Source organism: Enterococcus alcedinis, from assembly GCF_014635985.1.
Classification (GTDB): Bacteria; Bacillota; Bacilli; order Lactobacillales; family Enterococcaceae; genus Enterococcus_I; species Enterococcus_I alcedinis.
In genome coordinates this window covers 129818-146764 of record NZ_BMDT01000003.1, presented here as the reverse complement: position 1 = coordinate 146764, position 16947 = coordinate 129818, and the positions used below count along the sequence as shown (strand labels likewise).

Here is a 16947-nt window from a genome sequence, read left to right as displayed (position 1 = left end):
GACACTCAGAGATAAGACATTTTTATCTTTCGCGTATACACGTTCCAAAATAGCCTCTGATACCGCCTCGGTTGTTAAGCCTGCATGACAGCTTGGAAGATTCAAATTTTCTTCAGTCCGCTTGTCTGTTTTTTCGATTATTTATTTCGTCTGTTTCCAGATATTCCATGGGTATTCTGCTGGCGCTTTCGCTTGGACATAAATCGGCTCTTTTTTAATCGGGTGGTCAAGTGTCAATGACTTCGCCCATAAAGCGATTTGTTGCCCGACTTTACTGGTTTTTTGACCATATTTTTGATCACCATAAATCGCATGACCCATAGCTGATAATTGGACCCTAATTTGATGCGGACGTCCCGTTTCAAGTTGAACAGCGAGTAAACTAAAGCCTTCACGACTTGCTAAGACTTGATAATTCAAAATCGCTTTTTTACCTTTCGGGTGTTGACTGGAAACGACAGCGACTTGATTTTTTTGACTATTTTTGTGTAAGTAATCTACGAGTTGGTTCTTTTTTTGTTTCGGTACGCCGTGAACGACGGCTAAATATTGACGCTCGATCACGTGACGGCGCATCATATCTGACAATCGTGAAGCAGCTTTCGAAGTTTTAGCAAACACCATTGTTCCTCCGACGGGTCGATCAAGACGATGCACGAGTCCTAAATAAACATTCCCTGGTTTTTCATCACGAATTTTGATCATTTGTTTTAAACCGGTTAATAAATCCAAATCGCGACTACTATCTTCTTGAACAGGAATATTTCGTGGTTTTTCTACCAATAATAGATGATTGTCCTCATACAATATTGGCACCTTCATACAATCCTTCTCCCTTAAAGTATAATGTTCCCATCATAGCATATTAACGGCAGAAAGGGCGTCTTACGCCTATTTTTACTAAACTTTAATGTAGCTATAACCCTTTGTTTGCAATTCAACTAAATCCAATACCCCCGCTGGTACGACAGTTACTTGTTGCGGTAGTTGTTCTTCTGCTATTGCTTGGCCACGCAAGGCATTGCGACAAGCATGAAAAGCAATCGGTGTGTCAGCAATGAACGCCTGGTTATCTTCAAGTAAATAACCTTTCACCGCATCGCTATTTGCGGTAATCACAATTTGGATGGTTGGCGTTTCTTTTAATAAATTCTGAACATTGGCACGTACGCGTCCCCAACGTTCGACATCATCAATATGGAAAACAACTTGCATCTTCATCCGTCCTTTTGCGTTATTTTTTAATAATCATATTAATTGCTTGTTCGACTTTTTTGGCTTGTTCTTCGGGGTCTTTCTCCGGATCGACGAAGCAATTTTTCAGGTTTTCAGCCATAATGATCCCCATCACTCGATCAATTCCTGAACGAACCGCACTGAGTTGCGTAATCACATCAAGACAATCTTGTTCTTCTTCCATCATCTTTTGAATACCTCGTAGTTGCCCTTCTGCGCGGCGAAGACGATTCATGATTTTTTTATTTCCTGCTTCCATTGGCCTCACCTATACTTTCTATGTTCACTTTGCTGTAGTTAACTCCTGAGACTCAAGTGTCACGCTTCCTTATTGTGACTAATTTTTCTGAATCAATTGGCATTTACACTCTCGTTTCATCTGCTCTCAAAAATAATATACCTTACTAGGGTATCATCGTCAATTAATTTAAATTATCCATCATTCAACTTCTACACTTGACAAACATAGGGAAAGATTGTTTAATATACCCCGTAAGGTATTTTAAATCAAAGGAGAAAAGCCATGTTTGGATTGTTTAAAGCGGTTCCTTCCATTACTACATCAGAATTAGAAGCACGATTAAAAAGCCCTATGACACTACTTGATGTCAGAACGCCTAACGAATACCGTGGAGGGCATATTACAAAAGCAAAAAATGTACCCTTAAATAAGATTCATACTTATAATGGGTCGCCAGACGAAAAAGTTTACGTCATTTGCCAATCAGGCATGCGAAGTAAAAATGCAGCGAAACAATTAATGAAGATGGGATACCAAGTCACCAACGTTCGCGGCGGTATGAGCCAATGGACGGGTAAAATTAGAGGAGGAAAATAAATGAAAGTCATTATCGTCGGTGGCGTTGCTGGAGGCATGTCTGCTGCCACACGTTTACGTCGCCTGAATGAAGAAGCTCAAATTATTATTTTTGAAAAAGGACCTTATGTTTCCTTTGCAAACTGCGGATTGCCATATTATGTTTCTGGTGAAATAACGGACAAAAGCCAACTTTTAGTTCAAACACCTGAATCGTTACAGGCTCGCTTTAATCTTGATGTGCGGCCAAATCATGAAGTCGTAGGCATTGATGCTGTAAATAAAACCGTTACCGTGGCGCACGATGGTCAGTACTCGACCGAAAGTTACGATCATTTAATTTTATCCCCTGGTGCCAAACCATTTGTCCCACCAATCGATGGCTTAACGGAAGCAACAAATGCATTTAGCTTGCGTAATGTACCAGATTTAGAAAAAATTATGGCCGTTGTTGAAAAACAAGCACCCAAAAATGCCGTTGTGATTGGCGCTGGATTTATCGGTCTGGAAATGGCTGAAACGTTGCACGCGCGAGGATTAAATGTCACCATCGTTGAAAAAGCACCACACGTTTTACCACCATTAGATGAAGAAATGGCTGCTTTTATTACAAAAGAGCTTACAGCAAACGGTGTGACGGTACGAACGTCTCAATCTGCTGTTGCCTTCAAAGAGAATGGAAAAAGAATTCTATTAGAAGACGGGAGCGAACTCGCTTCTGATTTAACGATTCTTTCTGTTGGTGTCACACCAGAAAACAGCTTAGCCAAAGCGGCTGGCATTGAACTTGGTTTGCGTGGCGGTATTTTAGTTGATGAACGTTACGAAACAAGTGTGAAAGATATTTATGCGGTTGGTGATGCGATTGTCGTTAAAAATCAAGTTAGCGGTGAAGATGCTTTGATTTCATTAGCTTCACCTGCTAACCGTCAAGGACGCCAAGTAGCGGATATCCTTTCCGGTATGAAACGCACGAATAAAGGCAGCATTGGTACGGCAATCGTTCGAACATTTAACATGACGGCTGCTTCTACCGGATTATCCGAGCGCGCCGTTCGTTTATTAGACAAACCGTTCGCAGTCGTTCATACTTCTGGTAAGGACCATGCCGGTTATTATCCAGGTGCTACCGATATTCATATGAAATTAATCTTTAACCCAGAAACCGGCGAAATTTATGGTGCTCAAGGCGTTGGACAAAAAGGCGTCGACAAACGCATTGATATTTTAGCAACAGCCATCAAAGGCAACTTAACCGTTGAAGATTTACCTGAGCTCGAATTTACCTATGCCCCACCCTTTGGTTCTGCCAAAGATCCTGTGAACATGCTAGGTTACGTCGCGCTAAACGTGATGGAAGGTTTGACAGATATGATTCAATGGCATGAGGTGACTGATGCCACACAAAGTGGTAAAGTCATTTTAGATGTGCGTAACGATAGCGAGCGTCAGCAAGGTCAATTTAAAAATAGCGTCAATATTCCATTGAATGACTTGCGCACGCGTTTGCATGAACTCGATAAGGACACTGAATACATCATCACTTGCCACAGCGGTTTAAGAAGTTATGTGGCTGAACGTATTTTGAAACAAGCAGACTTTAAAGTCGAAAATCTAGACGGTGCGTTTTCACTTTATCACACCGTTTTACCGGAGGAATTAGACTATGTATAAATCAACAGGAATGCCCGAATTTTACCAAGAAGCCAAACGCAAACAACTGCCGATTATTGATGTTCGAGAAATCGACGAATTTGAAGCAGGACACGTGCCAAATGCGAAAAATTATCCGCTCAGTACATTAGCCGATAATTTTTCGGAACTTGATCCAGAACAAGAATATTATCTGATTTGCCAAGCAGGCGGACGCTCGGCTCGTGCAGCCGAATTCTTAAGCGAACAAGGCTATGACGTGACAAACGTTTTAGGCGGTACGTCCGCTTGGCCAGGTGAAATGGAATAAACCGATTAATAATGAGGAGAGATTCAATATGAACAATTTAACCACCGAAACATTTGATCAAACAATCGCAACAGGTGTCCACTTAGTTGATTTTTGGGCGCCATGGTGTGGCCCTTGCCGTATGCAAAACCCAATTTTAGATGAATTAACGAGTGAAATGACCTCAGACCAAGTACAAATCAGTAAAATCAACGTCGATGAACAAGGACCGCTAGCGGCACGCTTTGGTATTCAAAGTATTCCAACGTTGCTCGTCTTCAAAGACGGACAAATGGTTGAACGTCTAATGGGCGTCCAACCAAAACAAAAATTACAAGCCGTATTAAATTCATTCGTTGACTAAAGAATGATTCGCCCACTCTCCCCCCCATGATTCTATAGGGTTTAGAGCGGGCTCTTTTTTTCGTTCATTATTCACATAGCACAACTAACTATTCCCAACAATAACAGTAGCAAATCTTATCATTTCTGTTAATATAGATAATAAGCAATTATAAAAAGCATCGAATACAAAAAGGAAAGACGAATTCAAGCATATTCATTTGAAAGCGCTTGAATTCGAACTTCCTTATAAAGTGGATGAGGAGAGATTAGAGGATGGATAAAGTGGATGTAAAAAAGAGGGGACGTATTCGCGCATTTCTCGCGAAAAAAGAAGTGGAAATTAGTTTTGAACGATATTTTATCGATGCTTTATCTTACATGGCACTCGGATTGTTTGCCACACTAATCACAGGAGTTATTTTCGAAACCGTTGGAGGCAGTTTAAATCTAACTTATTTCGTTGATGTACTGGCACCACAAGCCAAAGCCGTCGCAGGACCAGGAATTGCGGTCGCCGTCGCGGTTGGGCTAAAAGCACCCCCGTTAGTAATTTTCGCTTCGGTGATTAATGGGATGGTTGGCTATGAACTCGGTGGACCAGTCGGCGCCTTCCTAGCAGCCATTGTTGGTTCCGAATTCGGGAAATTGGTCTCGCGAGAAACGCCAATCGATATTGTCGTTACACCGGCTGTGACGGCGATTACGGGTTCAATTATCGGTTCGTTAGTTGGTCCAAGTATTAACCAATTTATGATTAGCCTCGGCGTCTTAATTAACCGTGCGACAGAATTACAACCGATTCCGATGGGGATGATCGTTGCGGCAATTATGGGGATTTCCTTGACGCTACCGATTAGTAGTACCGCGATTGCGATTATGATTGCGATTGCCGGACCTGCTTCTGGCGCAGCCGTTGTTGGCGGTTGTGCGCATAGTATTGGTTTCGGAATTCAAAGTTTACGTGAAAATGGTTGGGGCGGATTTGTCAGTCAATCGCTCGGTTCCCCAATGGTTCAAGTCGGAAATATTATGAAAAAACCAATCATTATGGTTCCACCGACCATTACCGCCATGATTTTAGGTCCTTTAGTCACAACTTTATTCCCAATGGAAAGTATCCCCGCTGCGGCTGGTACTGGAACATCTGGTTTCGTTGCACCACTTGGCGTGTTGTCTGCCATGACAGAGGCTGGTTACCCTGCGAGCGAAATTTGGATTAAAATTATCGTCTTTTGTTTTGTTTTACCCGCTGTACTGACTTGGTTTATTTCAGAACTCTTCCGAAAATTCGGTTGGATCAAAGCCGGCGATATGAAATTGAATTTTTAATGTGAAGATTTAAATAAAAATAACCTCAAGAAAAATTTGTGCCTCTGATCGTTCGATTCCTTTAGATCGAAATTTTTAGAGAAACTATAATCCTGAGGTTTTTTTGTTGTCTGCTCGCCTACGATAATTCTACTCGAACCCTTAAAACGGACATAACTCCAAGGTTTTCATCTGAAAAAAAATCATAAGTAAAAGAAAGAACTTGATCTAAAATCAATCCGTTCCATAATTCCAACTTTCTAGGAGAGTCTTTAAATATTATTTTTAACCCAACGTTCAAAAAGCTCTGGCCAAACAGCAACTTGCTCATTGACTCCGTAAGCCTCTCTGGATGTTGCGACAGTTGCTAGGCTCAAACCGTGCCCGCCATTTGGAAACAAATGCAATTCAAAAGGAATCTTTTGTTTTCTTAACTGACTGGCAAATAACAAACTATTCTCCATCGGAACTACCCCATCTTCTAAAGTATGCCATAGAAATGTCGGCGGCGTCATTGCATTCACTTGATTCTCGAGTGACATTTCAACTTTCATCTGTTCATAATTTTCTGCCAAAAGGGCTTTGAATGAGCCTTCATGTCCAAACTCTCCGCTTGAAATAACAGGATAAGCAAGTAATAAGCCATTTGGTTGCCAGCTTTCTTTGTCACCCTTCATTTTTTCAAGTAAATAAGAACTTTGCCAAAAAACACCTAAACTGGCGGCTAAATGACCGCCCGCAGAAAATCCAGCTATAATAATTTTATCTTGATCAATTCCCCACTCTTGATGGTTTTCCCGCACAATTTGTACCGCTGTAGCTAATTCTAGCAATGCTTGTGGATAGACATTTGGTTTCACACTATAGTTTAAAACAAAGGCATGGAATCCCATGTTCATCATTTTTAAAGCAATCGGTTCTGCCTCACGATCAGACGTAAACTCATAGCCACCACCTGGACAAATGACAACAGCTGGCCGCTTCCTCTGCTCATCGACTTCCAGTGTATTACTAATGATGTAACTTGTTAAACTTGCAGTTTGATTGTTAATATGAATATTTCTTGTTTCATAAATCATCTAGCGTCCTCATCTCATCTTGATTTTAATCGTAAGTGGATACTCTCCAGTTGGTTTCTGAGAACGAACGATTAATCCTTCATTACTAATTTCCCAATCTACAAACACATCATCTATCCCTAAAACAGTCACATCTTTAATAATTCCATGGAATTCTGGTAAGTTTTGATCGGCACTCACTTTCAAAGACGAAATCATAAATGTCTGGTGATTCATAGGATTCATGATATAGGCATAGAGCGAATCACCTTGAACTGTAAAACGAATATCTTCTTGCGTATACTGTTTAACCGTTGCCTCTTGAAATTGACCAGACACGATTTTTGTTGGTCCCTCACCAGATTTTCTCCACGGTTTAGATTCATAAATTCCTTCTCCATTAATTGCCAACCAGCCACCGATGTCACTAATAATCTGCTGATCAGTTGCTGAAAATGAGCCATCACCTTTTGGTCCAATGTTTAATAACATATTTCCATTTTTACTCACAGCTTCGATTAAGTCTTGAATAATTTCCTTTGGTTTTTTATAATCTAAAGTCGTTGTATAACACCAAGAGTTTCGGGCGATAGCTGTATCTGTCTGCCAATAAAATGGTTGTGCCTCACCAAATTTTCCTCGTTCAATCTCAACAATTCCACTCCCAAACATCATCGCATCATGTTTGTAGCAAATACCGACTTTCTCGCCCCATTGCGTACCACGATTATAGTAATAGGCCGCAAATATTTTTAAATGTTCCCGAAATGCCTCATGTTGAATCCACCAGTCAAAGTATAAAAGTTTGGGTTGGTAACGATCGACAATCTCGCAAATTCTTAATAACCAATCATCTAAAAATTCTTGGGATGGATACGGCTCACTAAACAGATTTTGATTATCAGGTTCCGGCATCGCAGGCCAATAAAAATCCCCTTTTTCTAAATTTTCTCCAATATCACTTTCAAATTCTCGTCCATGTCCCATAAAAAACCAATGCTCTGCTCGATGAGAGGACGTACAAAACCGAATATTTTCATTCTCACACGCCGATTTTAGTTCTCCTAAAACATCTATTTTAGGGCCTTTTTCATAGCTGTTCCATTCAGAAAGATCACTTTTATACATTTGAAACCCATCATGATGTTCTGCTACTGGAAAAACATATTTAGCCCCACTAAGTTTGATTAATTTTGCCCAGTCCTTCGCATCAAATTTATCTGCTGTAAATGACGGAATAAAATCCTTATAACCAAAATCTTTTTGCTCTCCGTAAGTCTTGCGATGATGTTCGTATTCGGGATGGCCCTTAATATACATATTTCGAGAATACCATTCATTATTAAAGGCCGGAATACTATATAATCCCCAATGGATAAAAATACCAAACTTCGCTTTTTTAAACCATTCTGGCAATTCAAATTGTCCGAGTGATTGCCAGTTCGGATAATACGGACCTTGATTAGCAATTTGTTTAATTTCTTTCAAATTTATCATGCTACACCTCATTCTCTATGATTTTTGTCATTTCTAGCCATTCTTGTACAATCAGTAAATGCCCCGCTAATGAGACGTGCACCCGATCACTGCTTAACACATACGAAGATTGATATTTCAGGAATTGATCGATTTTTTTTTGCACATCACCATGGACTAGTTGGTATTTTTCGGATAATTTTTTGACAATGGAACGATAATCGTCCACCATTGATCGCATCGGATCTTGATGGTTTGCTTCTACCATGAAAGGTGACATTAGAAAAACTTTAATGCCCTTTGCTAGTGTTTCTTCAATCAACTCACGATAAACTTGTTCAAATACTGTCGGATGAACGAATTCGCTTTGACAAAAAGTACCATCAAAATGACGCCATACATCATTAATCCCAATCATAATGGTCACGGTATCAGGTTTAAAATCCAATACATCCTGTTGCCAACGCGACTTCAAATCCACAATCGTGTCTCCACTAACCCCTTTATTCACTACCATATATTCTTTATCCGGCAAGAGTGCAGTTGTGTACGCATTAATTAGATTGACATAGCCATCTCCAAATGAAGACCATCCAGCAGGGATTGCTTCATAATTACGATTACTATCTGTAATAGAATCGCCTACAAAGAGCAACCTTGATTTTTTTCCGAGCGTCATTTTATTCCCTCCAAAAAAGGCTTGGATGCTTTTTTGCATCCAAGCCTCCGTCCTTTTTTATTTTGAAACTGCGACACGTTGTTCATTTTGCGCTTTTGCATTTTCCATATCAAATTCTAAAACTGTTTGATAACCTAGACCATCTGCCGTTTTTTGCATTTCATTTAGAAGTGTTTCAAATTCACTATTATCTTTAGAAAATATCATTTTCCAACTATATTCAACAATTGTGGACTTCACTTGATTTCGTAAAGTCGAAATCTCGGCACTATCTTCTGGAGCCACATAACTAGCACCCGGAGCGACCAATAGTTGATTATTTTTTTCAAGGTACTCCATTGTTGTTACTGCTCCATCCATGTGTGAGGACCAATCTTCAAGAACTGGATTCGTATTATCTCTCTGATAACTTTCCCAAAGTGTATAACTATACGAAAATCCATTTTCAGGGTTTTCATCAATCGGTAATACTGTATTAATGTTCAACGCTGAAACTCCATCTTTATATGTTCCACCACCATATTCTGAAGGCATGTTTGCATCACCGTCTAATAATGCCTTTTTACCAAAATCAGTTAGCACAGGTTCTCCATCTTTCATCTCCCATGTCAGCCCCTCTGGCCCACTGCTTCCACTTGTCTGTGAAGAATTCGCTAATACTCCTTCGGGAGAGTATAACCAGTCAATAAAATCAGCCAAACGCTCCGGATCTTCTGCATTAGAACCGATACCAATAAATTGTTTGCCACCATATACTTCTGCTCCATAAGAAAATATTTTTTGATCTTCAATCGGAACCATCATGTAACCTTTTCCTGCATTTAAATTTGTTTGTGTATTGAAAGCTGCTTGCCCTAACCACGGCCACCAAGAGAATAATACTTGTCCATCTTGAAACTTAGCATATAGAGTATCATAGTTTTGTGTAGTAGATTCTGGATCAACTAAGCCCATTTGTTTTGCTTCAAAATAAAATTTTAAAGCACGAATATATTCTGAATCACTATCCAAAATGCTTTGATAGTCTGAACCATCTGCCTTAGCTAAAACAAAACCACTTTCATCATATCCATAATATGTTGTTAATTGTTTTCCCGCATTCAGCATATTTCCATCCCAGTCAGAAAATAAAGAAAAACCATAGATTTTCTTTCCAGACTCATTTGTAGGATTTTCATCTTGCATCGACTTAATAACAGGTAATAAATCTTCTAATGTATCAACTTTAGGATAATTTTGAGTTCCATACAAATCCCATCTTAAATAAGCTCCAAATGTCGGTTCTAATCCCTCCGAAGGACTAGTAGCGGGAATTGATGACACAGAAGTTGGAAATCCATACAACGCATCCGTTCCTTCATTCATCTTTTGAACTGCTTCATCAAATCTAGCCATGTTCTTCATACCAGGATAATATTTTGTCATATCATATAGTAATCCAGCCTGTACAAGTTCATTATACTGCTGTCCTTTATCTACAATAATCAAATCTCCTAAATCTCCGGCAGCTGTTCTTGTTTGATACAACGTCTCGCCATTCCCAGCGACGTTTGGTGCGATAATATTTAATTCCATATTAAATTTATCTTTAACGATTTTGGCAAACCAACCTTCTTGTACTCCCATATAGTTTGCTAAACCATCGAAAACATCAATAGTAATTGTTTCTTCGTATGTACCGTCTGCATTTTTAGAAGATTTTTTCTCCTCAGCTTCTGATTTCCCACATGCTGCTAACCCACTCAGGAGTGTTACACTTAATGCCCCAAAAATCATAAATTTTTTAAAACGATTCATTTTTATTTCCTCTTTTCGTTTTTTGTTTTTATTCATTTAATCTTAACCGAATAAATTGGCTTAGGAGGTTCTTCAATTACATACATTTTTCTTTTTAATTTTCGAGTCATTTTCCGGCTTACCCAATGGCTATCTTTATTTAATTTTTTCCAGTATATCAAATCATGAGTAAGTGATTATCCATGTCTCAAACATTTGTAAAACCATTTTTTAATAAACTATCCCTTAACTGCTCCCAACATAATGCCTTTAACAAAATATTTCTGGAACAACGGATAAATAAACATAATTGGTAACACAACAATGATAGATACCGTCATTCGAATCGACGTCGGTGTTTGTGTCGTTGCAGCTGAAGCAATATTCGAAAGTGATGACCCTGCTGTATTCTTAACCATTTGAGCTAATGAGCTTGCTTGGTTGATAAACATGTAAAGTAGGTATTGTAAAGAGTATAAGCTTTGATCGGTAATATAAAGCAGTGTATCTTGGAAAGAATTCCATTGTCCAACTGCCGAGAAAATGGCAACAGTTGCTAAGATTGGGGTACAGTTTGGTAAAATTACTTTGAAAAAGACTTGTAAAATATTTGCCCCATCCATTTCGGCTGCTTCTTGCAATGATTTTGGTATTGATTCAATATAAGTTTTCACTAAAATAATATTAAATGGTTGGACAATCGCTGGTAAAATATAGACCCAAAAACTGTTCGTTAAACCTAAATTTTTCATCGTAATAAACATCGGAATTAAACCCGCGTTAAAATACATCGTCACAATGATAAAACGATACCAAAATCTTCGCTTCCACATTTTTTGCTGAGTAAACATAAATCCTAAGAAAGCGGAAGCTAAAACAGTACTTGCCGTCCCAATCACTGTTCGCGCAACTGAGACAGCCGCAGCTAGTGGTAGCCCTTTTAATTGCAATGCCTCTTTATAGTTTTCAAAATGAATTTCTGTGGGCCAAAAACGAACTTGCCCCAAGGCACTTAATTCATTATTACTAATTGAATTGATAATTAGATAATAAAAAGGATACGCACAAATAATCGTAATTAATGCGAAAAACAAGTAATTAAAACTATTGAAGACCTTGTCTTCACTTGATAACGCCTTTTTCTTTCTCTTATACGACTCATTCTTTTCTATCGAAAGTTCCATTTATATAGCCCCCTTAAATAATTGATTCTCCACGGATTTTTTTCGATGCTCCGTTAACAAATACGAGTAAACCAACTGAAACTAAACTTTTCAGCATACTAATAGCCGTTGCTAAAGATAGACTGTTTCCACCCATCCCTAAGTTATAAACATATAAATCAAGTACTTGGATTTGATTTTTATTGAAGGCATTTTGGAAGACGAAATATTGTTCCATCCCATTGTTTAATAGATTGGCAATTGATAACATTAACATTACTAAATAGGTTGGCATCAAAGCTGGTAAGGTAATATAGCGCATTAAATGAAAACGATTGGCACCATCAATTCGAGCAGATTCGTAAAGTTCCGGATCAATACCAGAAATACCTGCAAGATACATAATTGCTCCCCAACCAAGACCTTTCCATAAATTCCATAGCGTCATTACTAACCATGTATTCTTACCACTGTCCAAGAACTTCACTGCCTCATCTACGAGACCATACTCTTGTAGCAAAGTATTTACTAAACCCGTTGTTGAGAATAAGCTAAAAGCAATCGTGTAAACCAATACCCAACTAATAAAGTTTGGTAGCGTTGTCAATGTTTGAACGATATTTTTAAACCACTTAGATTTAATTTCATTTAAAAAAATAGCAAAAAACACTGGTAACATTGATGTCGCAATACCTAAGAAACTCATCGCAAACGTATTTTTTAAGACTTGCACAATTTGATCAATTTGTGTCTGACTAGAAATTAACATCTTAAACCATTGCAACCCGACAAATTCACTTCTTCCTAAGCCTAAAGCTGGTTTATAGTCATACAATGAATAAATCCAGCCATGTAGCGGAAAATATGAAAAAACAAAAACCAGTAATAGAAAAGGTAAAATACATAAGAACATAATTTTTCCTTCTCTATTTTTTTGTTTTCCAAATATTTTTGGTTTCGAACGTTCTAATTCCATTTTAATCCCCCTATTATTTGTAACCGCTTAATACATTTATGATAACACCCTCCTAATTCTTTGAAACCGGTTAAAAATACACTTCTTTACGTACTTTTTAGTTCATTTTATGCTCGAAAATATTAAAAAGGTTGATTTAACAACGTAAGAGAACGTTTTCTATTTTTTTTGTAACCTTTCATATACACTCGATACAGAGTAAAATGTAAAGTAGATAAGAACACTTCAAAAAAGGAGAATCACTATGAAATTCAACCCCGATAGTACTTTTTTTAAAATAACAACAACCATTTCTCAATTTATTGTGCTAAATATTTGCTACTTAATTGTTTGTCTACCAATTATCACCATTGGTAGCGCAACTTCGGCTTTGTTTTCGGTCACTATGCACTATGCAGATCACGAAAAAGGCTATCTTGTAATAGGTTTTTTTAAACATATAAAAGAAAATTGGAAATATTCTTCGCTCATATTTCTATCACTTTTACTCCCAATTGTGGCACTTAGTTATAGCGGTATTTTTTGGATTAAACTCAACTCTTCGATTTTTTCCATGTTGGTTGGAATTATCGCCCTATTCATTGCATTTTACTTAGCGCTCGCTTTAATTTATGGTTTAGCACTAATTGGACGTTTTGATGCTCCATTCCAGCAAACAATTCAAAATGCCCTTTACTTACCGCTTACCGAACCTTTTCGATCACTACTATTTGTTCTTGTATCCATCACCATCGCTGCACTGCTCTCTTTGATTCCAGGATTACGATTGATTTGGGCATTGTTTGGTTTTTCTTTTACGAGCTACTGTTTCGCTTTTTTATTTTTAACGATTTTCAAGAAATATGAGGCCTGATTATGAAACGATTTATTCTGAGATTAGCTCAACGCCTGAGCTCTGTTTCTATTCAAAAACAATTATTTATTGTTTACGTCCCACTTATTTTTTTAGCGACTATGTTCATTGGTACGTTTTTAATTTATGACTCAACACAGCAACTTTTGCAAAATTATAAACACCTTGCGGCACTCAACACCCAACGAGCAAAATCAACCGTGTTTAATACAACAAACACTTTTTTAAATACAGCCACTACATTATCGAATGATTTAAACCTACGTGACTTATTAACAACGAATTATCAAACAGAAAACGAGGCCATTGTTGCAATCAATAATTATCTAGTTCTAGATAATATTCGAGATTTACAACCCTCCATGTCAACCATCACAATCTACGTAACAAATGAAACCATACCTAACTACACATACTTTACTCAAGTCGATGAGAGCATCGAAAAAACAGATTGGTTTCAAAAAGCTTATACGCAATCAAGTGCTTTTTGGATGACACAATCTGATGAAAAAACGCCAAATCATTTGTTTTTATTTAAATCATTACCACTTCCATTATCAAACGAAAAAGCAATTTTATCCCTGCAATTAGATTACAATTTTTTAAGTAATCAGCTACGGACTTCAGCCTATGATTTAGAGCTACAACTAAATGATGATCCTTTATTTTATAACGATGAACTTAAACACGTCGGTAATGTTCCCAGTTTCAAACTAGAAAAAACAATTACTCCAAAAGAAGTAATGCAAAAAACAGAGGGCCCTTTGGCGGTTGTCGCAGTCAATTCATTAAAATTATTAAATTCACCCGATCGGATTTATTTTTATTCTATTGACTATCAAGCTTATACTAGTTTAAAGAAAAATATGCTTCTCTGGGGAAGTATTATTTTGATCATTCTACTAGCAACACTCTGTATCATTGTTTTATTTGCACGATTTTTCTCAAATCGTATTCAACAATTACAATCTGCTGTCTACTATGCGTCACTTGAACAGTATGATCAATTACAAAATGTCAGTGGGAAAGATGAAGTATCAAAAATATCACTGGATTTCCATAAGATTATTCATCACATTCATCAAAAAGAAGAAGAAATTTATCGTTCTAAAATACTTGAACAAGAACTGTTAAACAAACAACAACAAATGGATTATAAATTGTTGGCTAGTCAAATTAATCCTCATTTTCTTTTCAATACATTAGAAACGATCCGTATGATGTCACTCAAATCTGGGAATTCTGATGTGGCATACGCAATTAAGTTACTAGGAAAATCGATTCGCTATACTTTAGAAATACACGGGACAAAACTAACAACTCTTGAAAAATCACTGGAATTTGTCCATACGTATGTTCGAATTCAACGGATGCGCTTTGGGGAACGTGTCAATTATTCATATACTGTTGATAATACGCTGAATGCTAAAGAAGTCCAAATGCTGCCACTACTCATTCAACCCTTAGTTGAAAATGCTGTTAGTCATGGTTTGGAAGGTCTCACTTCAAATGGAAAAATTGAGCTCTCGGTGCTAAAAAAGAATACCGACATTGAAATCCAAATCAGAGATAACGGAATTGGAATCCATCCTAAAGAACTTCAATTATTACAACAAAAAATTCAGGCATCTTCTTCAAATTCAAAGGAAAGTATTGGTCTTAGCAATGTAAATCATCGTGTGAAAATGTATTACGGTGAAGCATATGGTCTGACAATCAGCAGTATTATCGGAGAAGGTACAACCGTTTCGCTGTTGATTAAAAATATTTCTTAAGAAATATTTTTAATTTTAAATAAGAGAACAGATCAAACAAAAATACTGTTTGACCTGTTCTCTCTTTATTTCTCATAATAATTAATTTTTTCCATTCGGAGTCTGTTCCCATCGCTTAATGGATTTGATGCATAGATCCCAAGCATTATCCCGGTAAAAACACCTCCAACTTCAGTTGTTAAATAGTGTGTTTCACCTTCACCGATTCTTTCAATCTCCTCTTGATCCACTTGGTAAGAAAACTTATAAGTAGACGGTGTTCCTTCTAAAATAAACGTCACTTCTTTTGGTTCTTTTACTAATAGGATTGTTTTTTCTGTTTTCCACAACGAACCGATTCGACGACGAAAATTTAAAGATAAGACTGAATCTCGTTCTAAGTAAATCTCATAATGGTGTGTTGGATTTAAAAAGGCTGTTACTCCAATCTCTCCGTTAACTAATGGTGTAACCAAGGTTGCTGAAAAATGAAAATTAAAGTGTTGTTGTCTAACCCCAATCCAAGCCATCGGTTGATTATCTGAAAGGTTATTGTTTGATGGCACAAGTTCAAAACCAGATTGTGTCTCTGAAATGTAAGGTGCGTTTCCACCAAATAGTGTCAACCAATCCAATTTTTCTCTTATGATTTCTTGTTTTATCGTTTGCGGTAAAGGTCCACTCATTATTTCTTTAACTTGGCCTTCCTCACCAAAGACAGGCCAATCTCGTTTCCACACTACAGGCACAAGAAATGTCTCTCTACCTAACAAATGGGCTCGAGGATAGGCGATCGGACGGATACCTAAACAGACCGCCCACCAATTACCGTTTGCATCCTGAACTAAATCAGAATGACCTATTGCTTGAATCGGAGAGTTACTACTACGATTCGTTAATACTGGATTTCCTTCAAACGCTTCATAGGGGCCCGTGATTTTTTTACTTCGAGCCATGACAATCATATGACCATAAGAGGTTCCACCTTCAGATATCATTAAATAATAATAACCATTTTTCTTATAAATATGTGGACCTTCTGGATCGGCTGCACCAGTCCCTGCCCAAATATCTAGACGTTCTGTTGTTTCACCGGTTACCAAATCAATTTCTGTTAAAAAGATTCCCCCATCTGCTCCGGTATAATAAACTGTGCCATCATCATCCATAAACAGTGATGGATCGATTCCAGGCAGATCAATCCAAATCGGATCTGACCATGCACCTTTAATATCATCTGTCCAAATGATAAAATTACCCGTTCCTTGCCCAATATGCGGAACGTTCGTGCAAATAATATAAAAACGATTATTAATATAACGAATTGTTGGGGCATACAGGCCAAAAGCATTTGGATTCTTATTTGATAATGTTAATTGTGACTCGCGTTCAATTCCGTGTCCAATTAATGTCCAATCGATAAGATTTTTACTATGAAAGATAGGTAGTCCTGGGAAAAATTCAAACGTACTAGTCACCAAATAAAAATCATCATCTACACAACAAATACTTGGATCTGGGTGAAATCCTGGTAAGATTGGATTTTTAAACTCCATCATATACG

General features: G+C 37.6%; 17 protein-coding genes. 7 read left to right on the top strand and 10 right to left on the bottom strand.

The window, feature by feature from the left end; all coding sequences use genetic code 11:
* Positions 1–141: 141 nt before the first annotated feature.
* The 3 genes from IEV09_RS05290 to IEV09_RS05280 form a co-directional block, all read right to left on the bottom strand.
* Complete coding sequence (locus IEV09_RS05290; protein WP_188367227.1) at positions 142–822, bottom strand: RluA family pseudouridine synthase; 681 nt, start codon at positions 820–822, stop codon at positions 142–144.
* 78 nt (positions 823–900) lie between these two features.
* Entirely contained in the window at positions 901–1215 is a 315-nt protein-coding gene (locus tag IEV09_RS05285; RefSeq protein WP_188367226.1) for a DsrE family protein, read from the bottom strand.
* Positions 1216–1234: 19 nt separating this feature from the next.
* Entirely contained in the window at positions 1235–1495 is a 261-nt protein-coding gene (locus IEV09_RS05280) for a metal-sensitive transcriptional regulator (protein ID WP_188367225.1), read from the bottom strand.
* 264 nt (positions 1496–1759) lie between these two features.
* On the opposite strand from IEV09_RS05280, the gene IEV09_RS05275 reads away from it, so the two are divergent.
* From IEV09_RS05275 to IEV09_RS05255, 5 genes are all read left to right on the top strand, one after another.
* Positions 1760–2074, top strand: coding sequence for a rhodanese-like domain-containing protein (locus IEV09_RS05275; protein WP_188367224.1), 315 nt, complete (start codon positions 1760–1762; stop codon positions 2072–2074).
* Positions 2075–3727 carry an FAD-dependent oxidoreductase gene (locus tag IEV09_RS05270; protein WP_188367223.1) on the top strand — a complete coding sequence of 551 codons (1653 nt, stop codon included), beginning with the start codon at positions 2075–2077 and terminating at the stop codon, positions 3725–3727. It begins immediately after the preceding gene.
* Positions 3720–4016: a rhodanese-like domain-containing protein gene (locus IEV09_RS05265; protein WP_188367222.1), complete on the top strand. Its 297-nt coding sequence runs from the start codon at positions 3720–3722 to the stop codon at positions 4014–4016. The genes IEV09_RS05270 and IEV09_RS05265 overlap by 8 nt, the downstream gene beginning before the upstream one ends.
* Before the next feature lie 28 nt (positions 4017–4044).
* Entirely contained in the window at positions 4045–4359 is a 315-nt protein-coding gene (gene trxA / locus IEV09_RS05260; RefSeq protein WP_188367221.1) for a thioredoxin, read from the top strand.
* A 254-nt stretch (positions 4360–4613) separates the two neighbouring features.
* On the top strand, positions 4614–5669 hold the full coding sequence (locus IEV09_RS05255; RefSeq protein ID WP_188367220.1) for a PTS sugar transporter subunit IIC: 1056 nt from the start codon (positions 4614–4616) through the stop codon (positions 5667–5669).
* A gap of 251 nt (positions 5670–5920) precedes the next feature.
* Here IEV09_RS05255 and IEV09_RS05250 read toward each other — a convergent pair whose 3' ends face one another.
* The 6 genes from IEV09_RS05250 to IEV09_RS05225 all read right to left on the bottom strand — a co-directional run bounded on the left by IEV09_RS05250 (position 5921) and on the right by IEV09_RS05225 (position 12776).
* Positions 5921–6727, bottom strand: coding sequence for an alpha/beta hydrolase (locus IEV09_RS05250; protein WP_188367219.1), 807 nt, complete (start codon positions 6725–6727; stop codon positions 5921–5923).
* A gap of 9 nt (positions 6728–6736) precedes the next feature.
* Complete coding sequence (locus IEV09_RS05245) at positions 6737–8203, bottom strand: alpha-L-fucosidase (protein ID WP_188367218.1); 1467 nt, start codon at positions 8201–8203, stop codon at positions 6737–6739.
* A 1-nt stretch (position 8204) separates the two neighbouring features.
* Positions 8205–8861, bottom strand: coding sequence for an SGNH/GDSL hydrolase family protein (locus IEV09_RS05240; RefSeq protein WP_188367217.1), 657 nt, complete (start codon positions 8859–8861; stop codon positions 8205–8207).
* A gap of 57 nt (positions 8862–8918) precedes the next feature.
* The gene (locus IEV09_RS05235; protein WP_188367216.1) at positions 8919–10658 is read right to left on the bottom strand and encodes an extracellular solute-binding protein; all 1740 of its coding nucleotides are present in this window, start codon (positions 10656–10658) and stop codon (positions 8919–8921) included.
* 218 nt (positions 10659–10876) lie between these two features.
* Positions 10877–11821, bottom strand: coding sequence for a carbohydrate ABC transporter permease (locus IEV09_RS05230; RefSeq protein ID WP_188367215.1), 945 nt, complete (start codon positions 11819–11821; stop codon positions 10877–10879).
* Positions 11822–11834: 13 nt separating this feature from the next.
* Positions 11835–12776: an ABC transporter permease gene (locus IEV09_RS05225; protein WP_188367214.1), complete on the bottom strand. Its 942-nt coding sequence runs from the start codon at positions 12774–12776 to the stop codon at positions 11835–11837.
* Positions 12777–13020: 244 nt separating this feature from the next.
* On the opposite strand from IEV09_RS05225, the gene IEV09_RS05220 reads away from it, so the two are divergent.
* Together IEV09_RS05220 and IEV09_RS05215 are read left to right on the top strand one after the other, a co-directional pair.
* Positions 13021–13629, top strand: coding sequence for a DUF624 domain-containing protein (locus tag IEV09_RS05220; RefSeq protein WP_188367213.1), 609 nt, complete (start codon positions 13021–13023; stop codon positions 13627–13629).
* Between the two features lie 2 nt (positions 13630–13631).
* Positions 13632–15404 (top strand): sensor histidine kinase, encoded by a 1773-nt coding sequence (locus tag IEV09_RS05215; protein ID WP_188367212.1) that lies wholly within the window; start codon positions 13632–13634, stop codon positions 15402–15404.
* A gap of 65 nt (positions 15405–15469) precedes the next feature.
* On the opposite strand, the gene IEV09_RS05210 is transcribed toward IEV09_RS05215, so the two are convergent.
* The gene (locus tag IEV09_RS05210) at positions 15470–16939 is read right to left on the bottom strand and encodes a glycoside hydrolase family 43 protein (RefSeq protein WP_229731667.1); all 1470 of its coding nucleotides are present in this window, start codon (positions 16937–16939) and stop codon (positions 15470–15472) included.
* Between the last annotated feature and the right edge of the window lie 8 nt (positions 16940–16947).

Excerpts from the sequence above, each read along its gene's own strand:
- IEV09_RS05220 (WP_188367213.1), top strand. The coding sequence starts at position 13,021 with ATGAAATTCAACCCCGATAGTACTTTTTTTAAAATAACAACAACCATT.
- IEV09_RS05265 (WP_188367222.1), top strand. The coding sequence starts at position 3,720 with ATGTATAAATCAACAGGAATGCCCGAATTTTACCAAGAAGCCAAACGC.
- IEV09_RS05280 (WP_188367225.1), bottom strand. The coding sequence starts at position 1,495 with ATGGAAGCAGGAAATAAAAAAATCATGAATCGTCTTCGCCGCGCAGAA.
- IEV09_RS05210 (WP_229731667.1), bottom strand. The coding sequence starts at position 16,939 with ATGGAGTTTAAAAATCCAATCTTACCAGGATTTCACCCAGATCCAAGT.
- IEV09_RS05215 (WP_188367212.1), top strand. The coding sequence starts at position 13,632 with ATGAAACGATTTATTCTGAGATTAGCTCAACGCCTGAGCTCTGTTTCT.
- trxA (WP_188367221.1), top strand. The coding sequence starts at position 4,045 with ATGAACAATTTAACCACCGAAACATTTGATCAAACAATCGCAACAGGT.
- IEV09_RS05230 (WP_188367215.1), bottom strand. The coding sequence starts at position 11,821 with ATGGAACTTTCGATAGAAAAGAATGAGTCGTATAAGAGAAAGAAAAAG.
- IEV09_RS05240 (WP_188367217.1), bottom strand. The coding sequence starts at position 8,861 with ATGACGCTCGGAAAAAAATCAAGGTTGCTCTTTGTAGGCGATTCTATT.
- IEV09_RS05270 (WP_188367223.1), top strand. The coding sequence starts at position 2,075 with ATGAAAGTCATTATCGTCGGTGGCGTTGCTGGAGGCATGTCTGCTGCC.
- IEV09_RS05225 (WP_188367214.1), bottom strand. The coding sequence starts at position 12,776 with ATGGAATTAGAACGTTCGAAACCAAAAATATTTGGAAAACAAAAAAAT.
- IEV09_RS05255 (WP_188367220.1), top strand. The coding sequence starts at position 4,614 with ATGGATAAAGTGGATGTAAAAAAGAGGGGACGTATTCGCGCATTTCTC.
- IEV09_RS05245 (WP_188367218.1), bottom strand. The coding sequence starts at position 8,203 with ATGATAAATTTGAAAGAAATTAAACAAATTGCTAATCAAGGTCCGTAT.
- IEV09_RS05250 (WP_188367219.1), bottom strand. The coding sequence starts at position 6,727 with ATGATTTATGAAACAAGAAATATTCATATTAACAATCAAACTGCAAGT.
- IEV09_RS05235 (WP_188367216.1), bottom strand. The coding sequence starts at position 10,658 with ATGAATCGTTTTAAAAAATTTATGATTTTTGGGGCATTAAGTGTAACA.
- IEV09_RS05275 (WP_188367224.1), top strand. The coding sequence starts at position 1,760 with ATGTTTGGATTGTTTAAAGCGGTTCCTTCCATTACTACATCAGAATTA.
- IEV09_RS05285 (WP_188367226.1), bottom strand. The coding sequence starts at position 1,215 with ATGCAAGTTGTTTTCCATATTGATGATGTCGAACGTTGGGGACGCGTA.
- IEV09_RS05290 (WP_188367227.1), bottom strand. The coding sequence starts at position 822 with ATGAAGGTGCCAATATTGTATGAGGACAATCATCTATTATTGGTAGAA.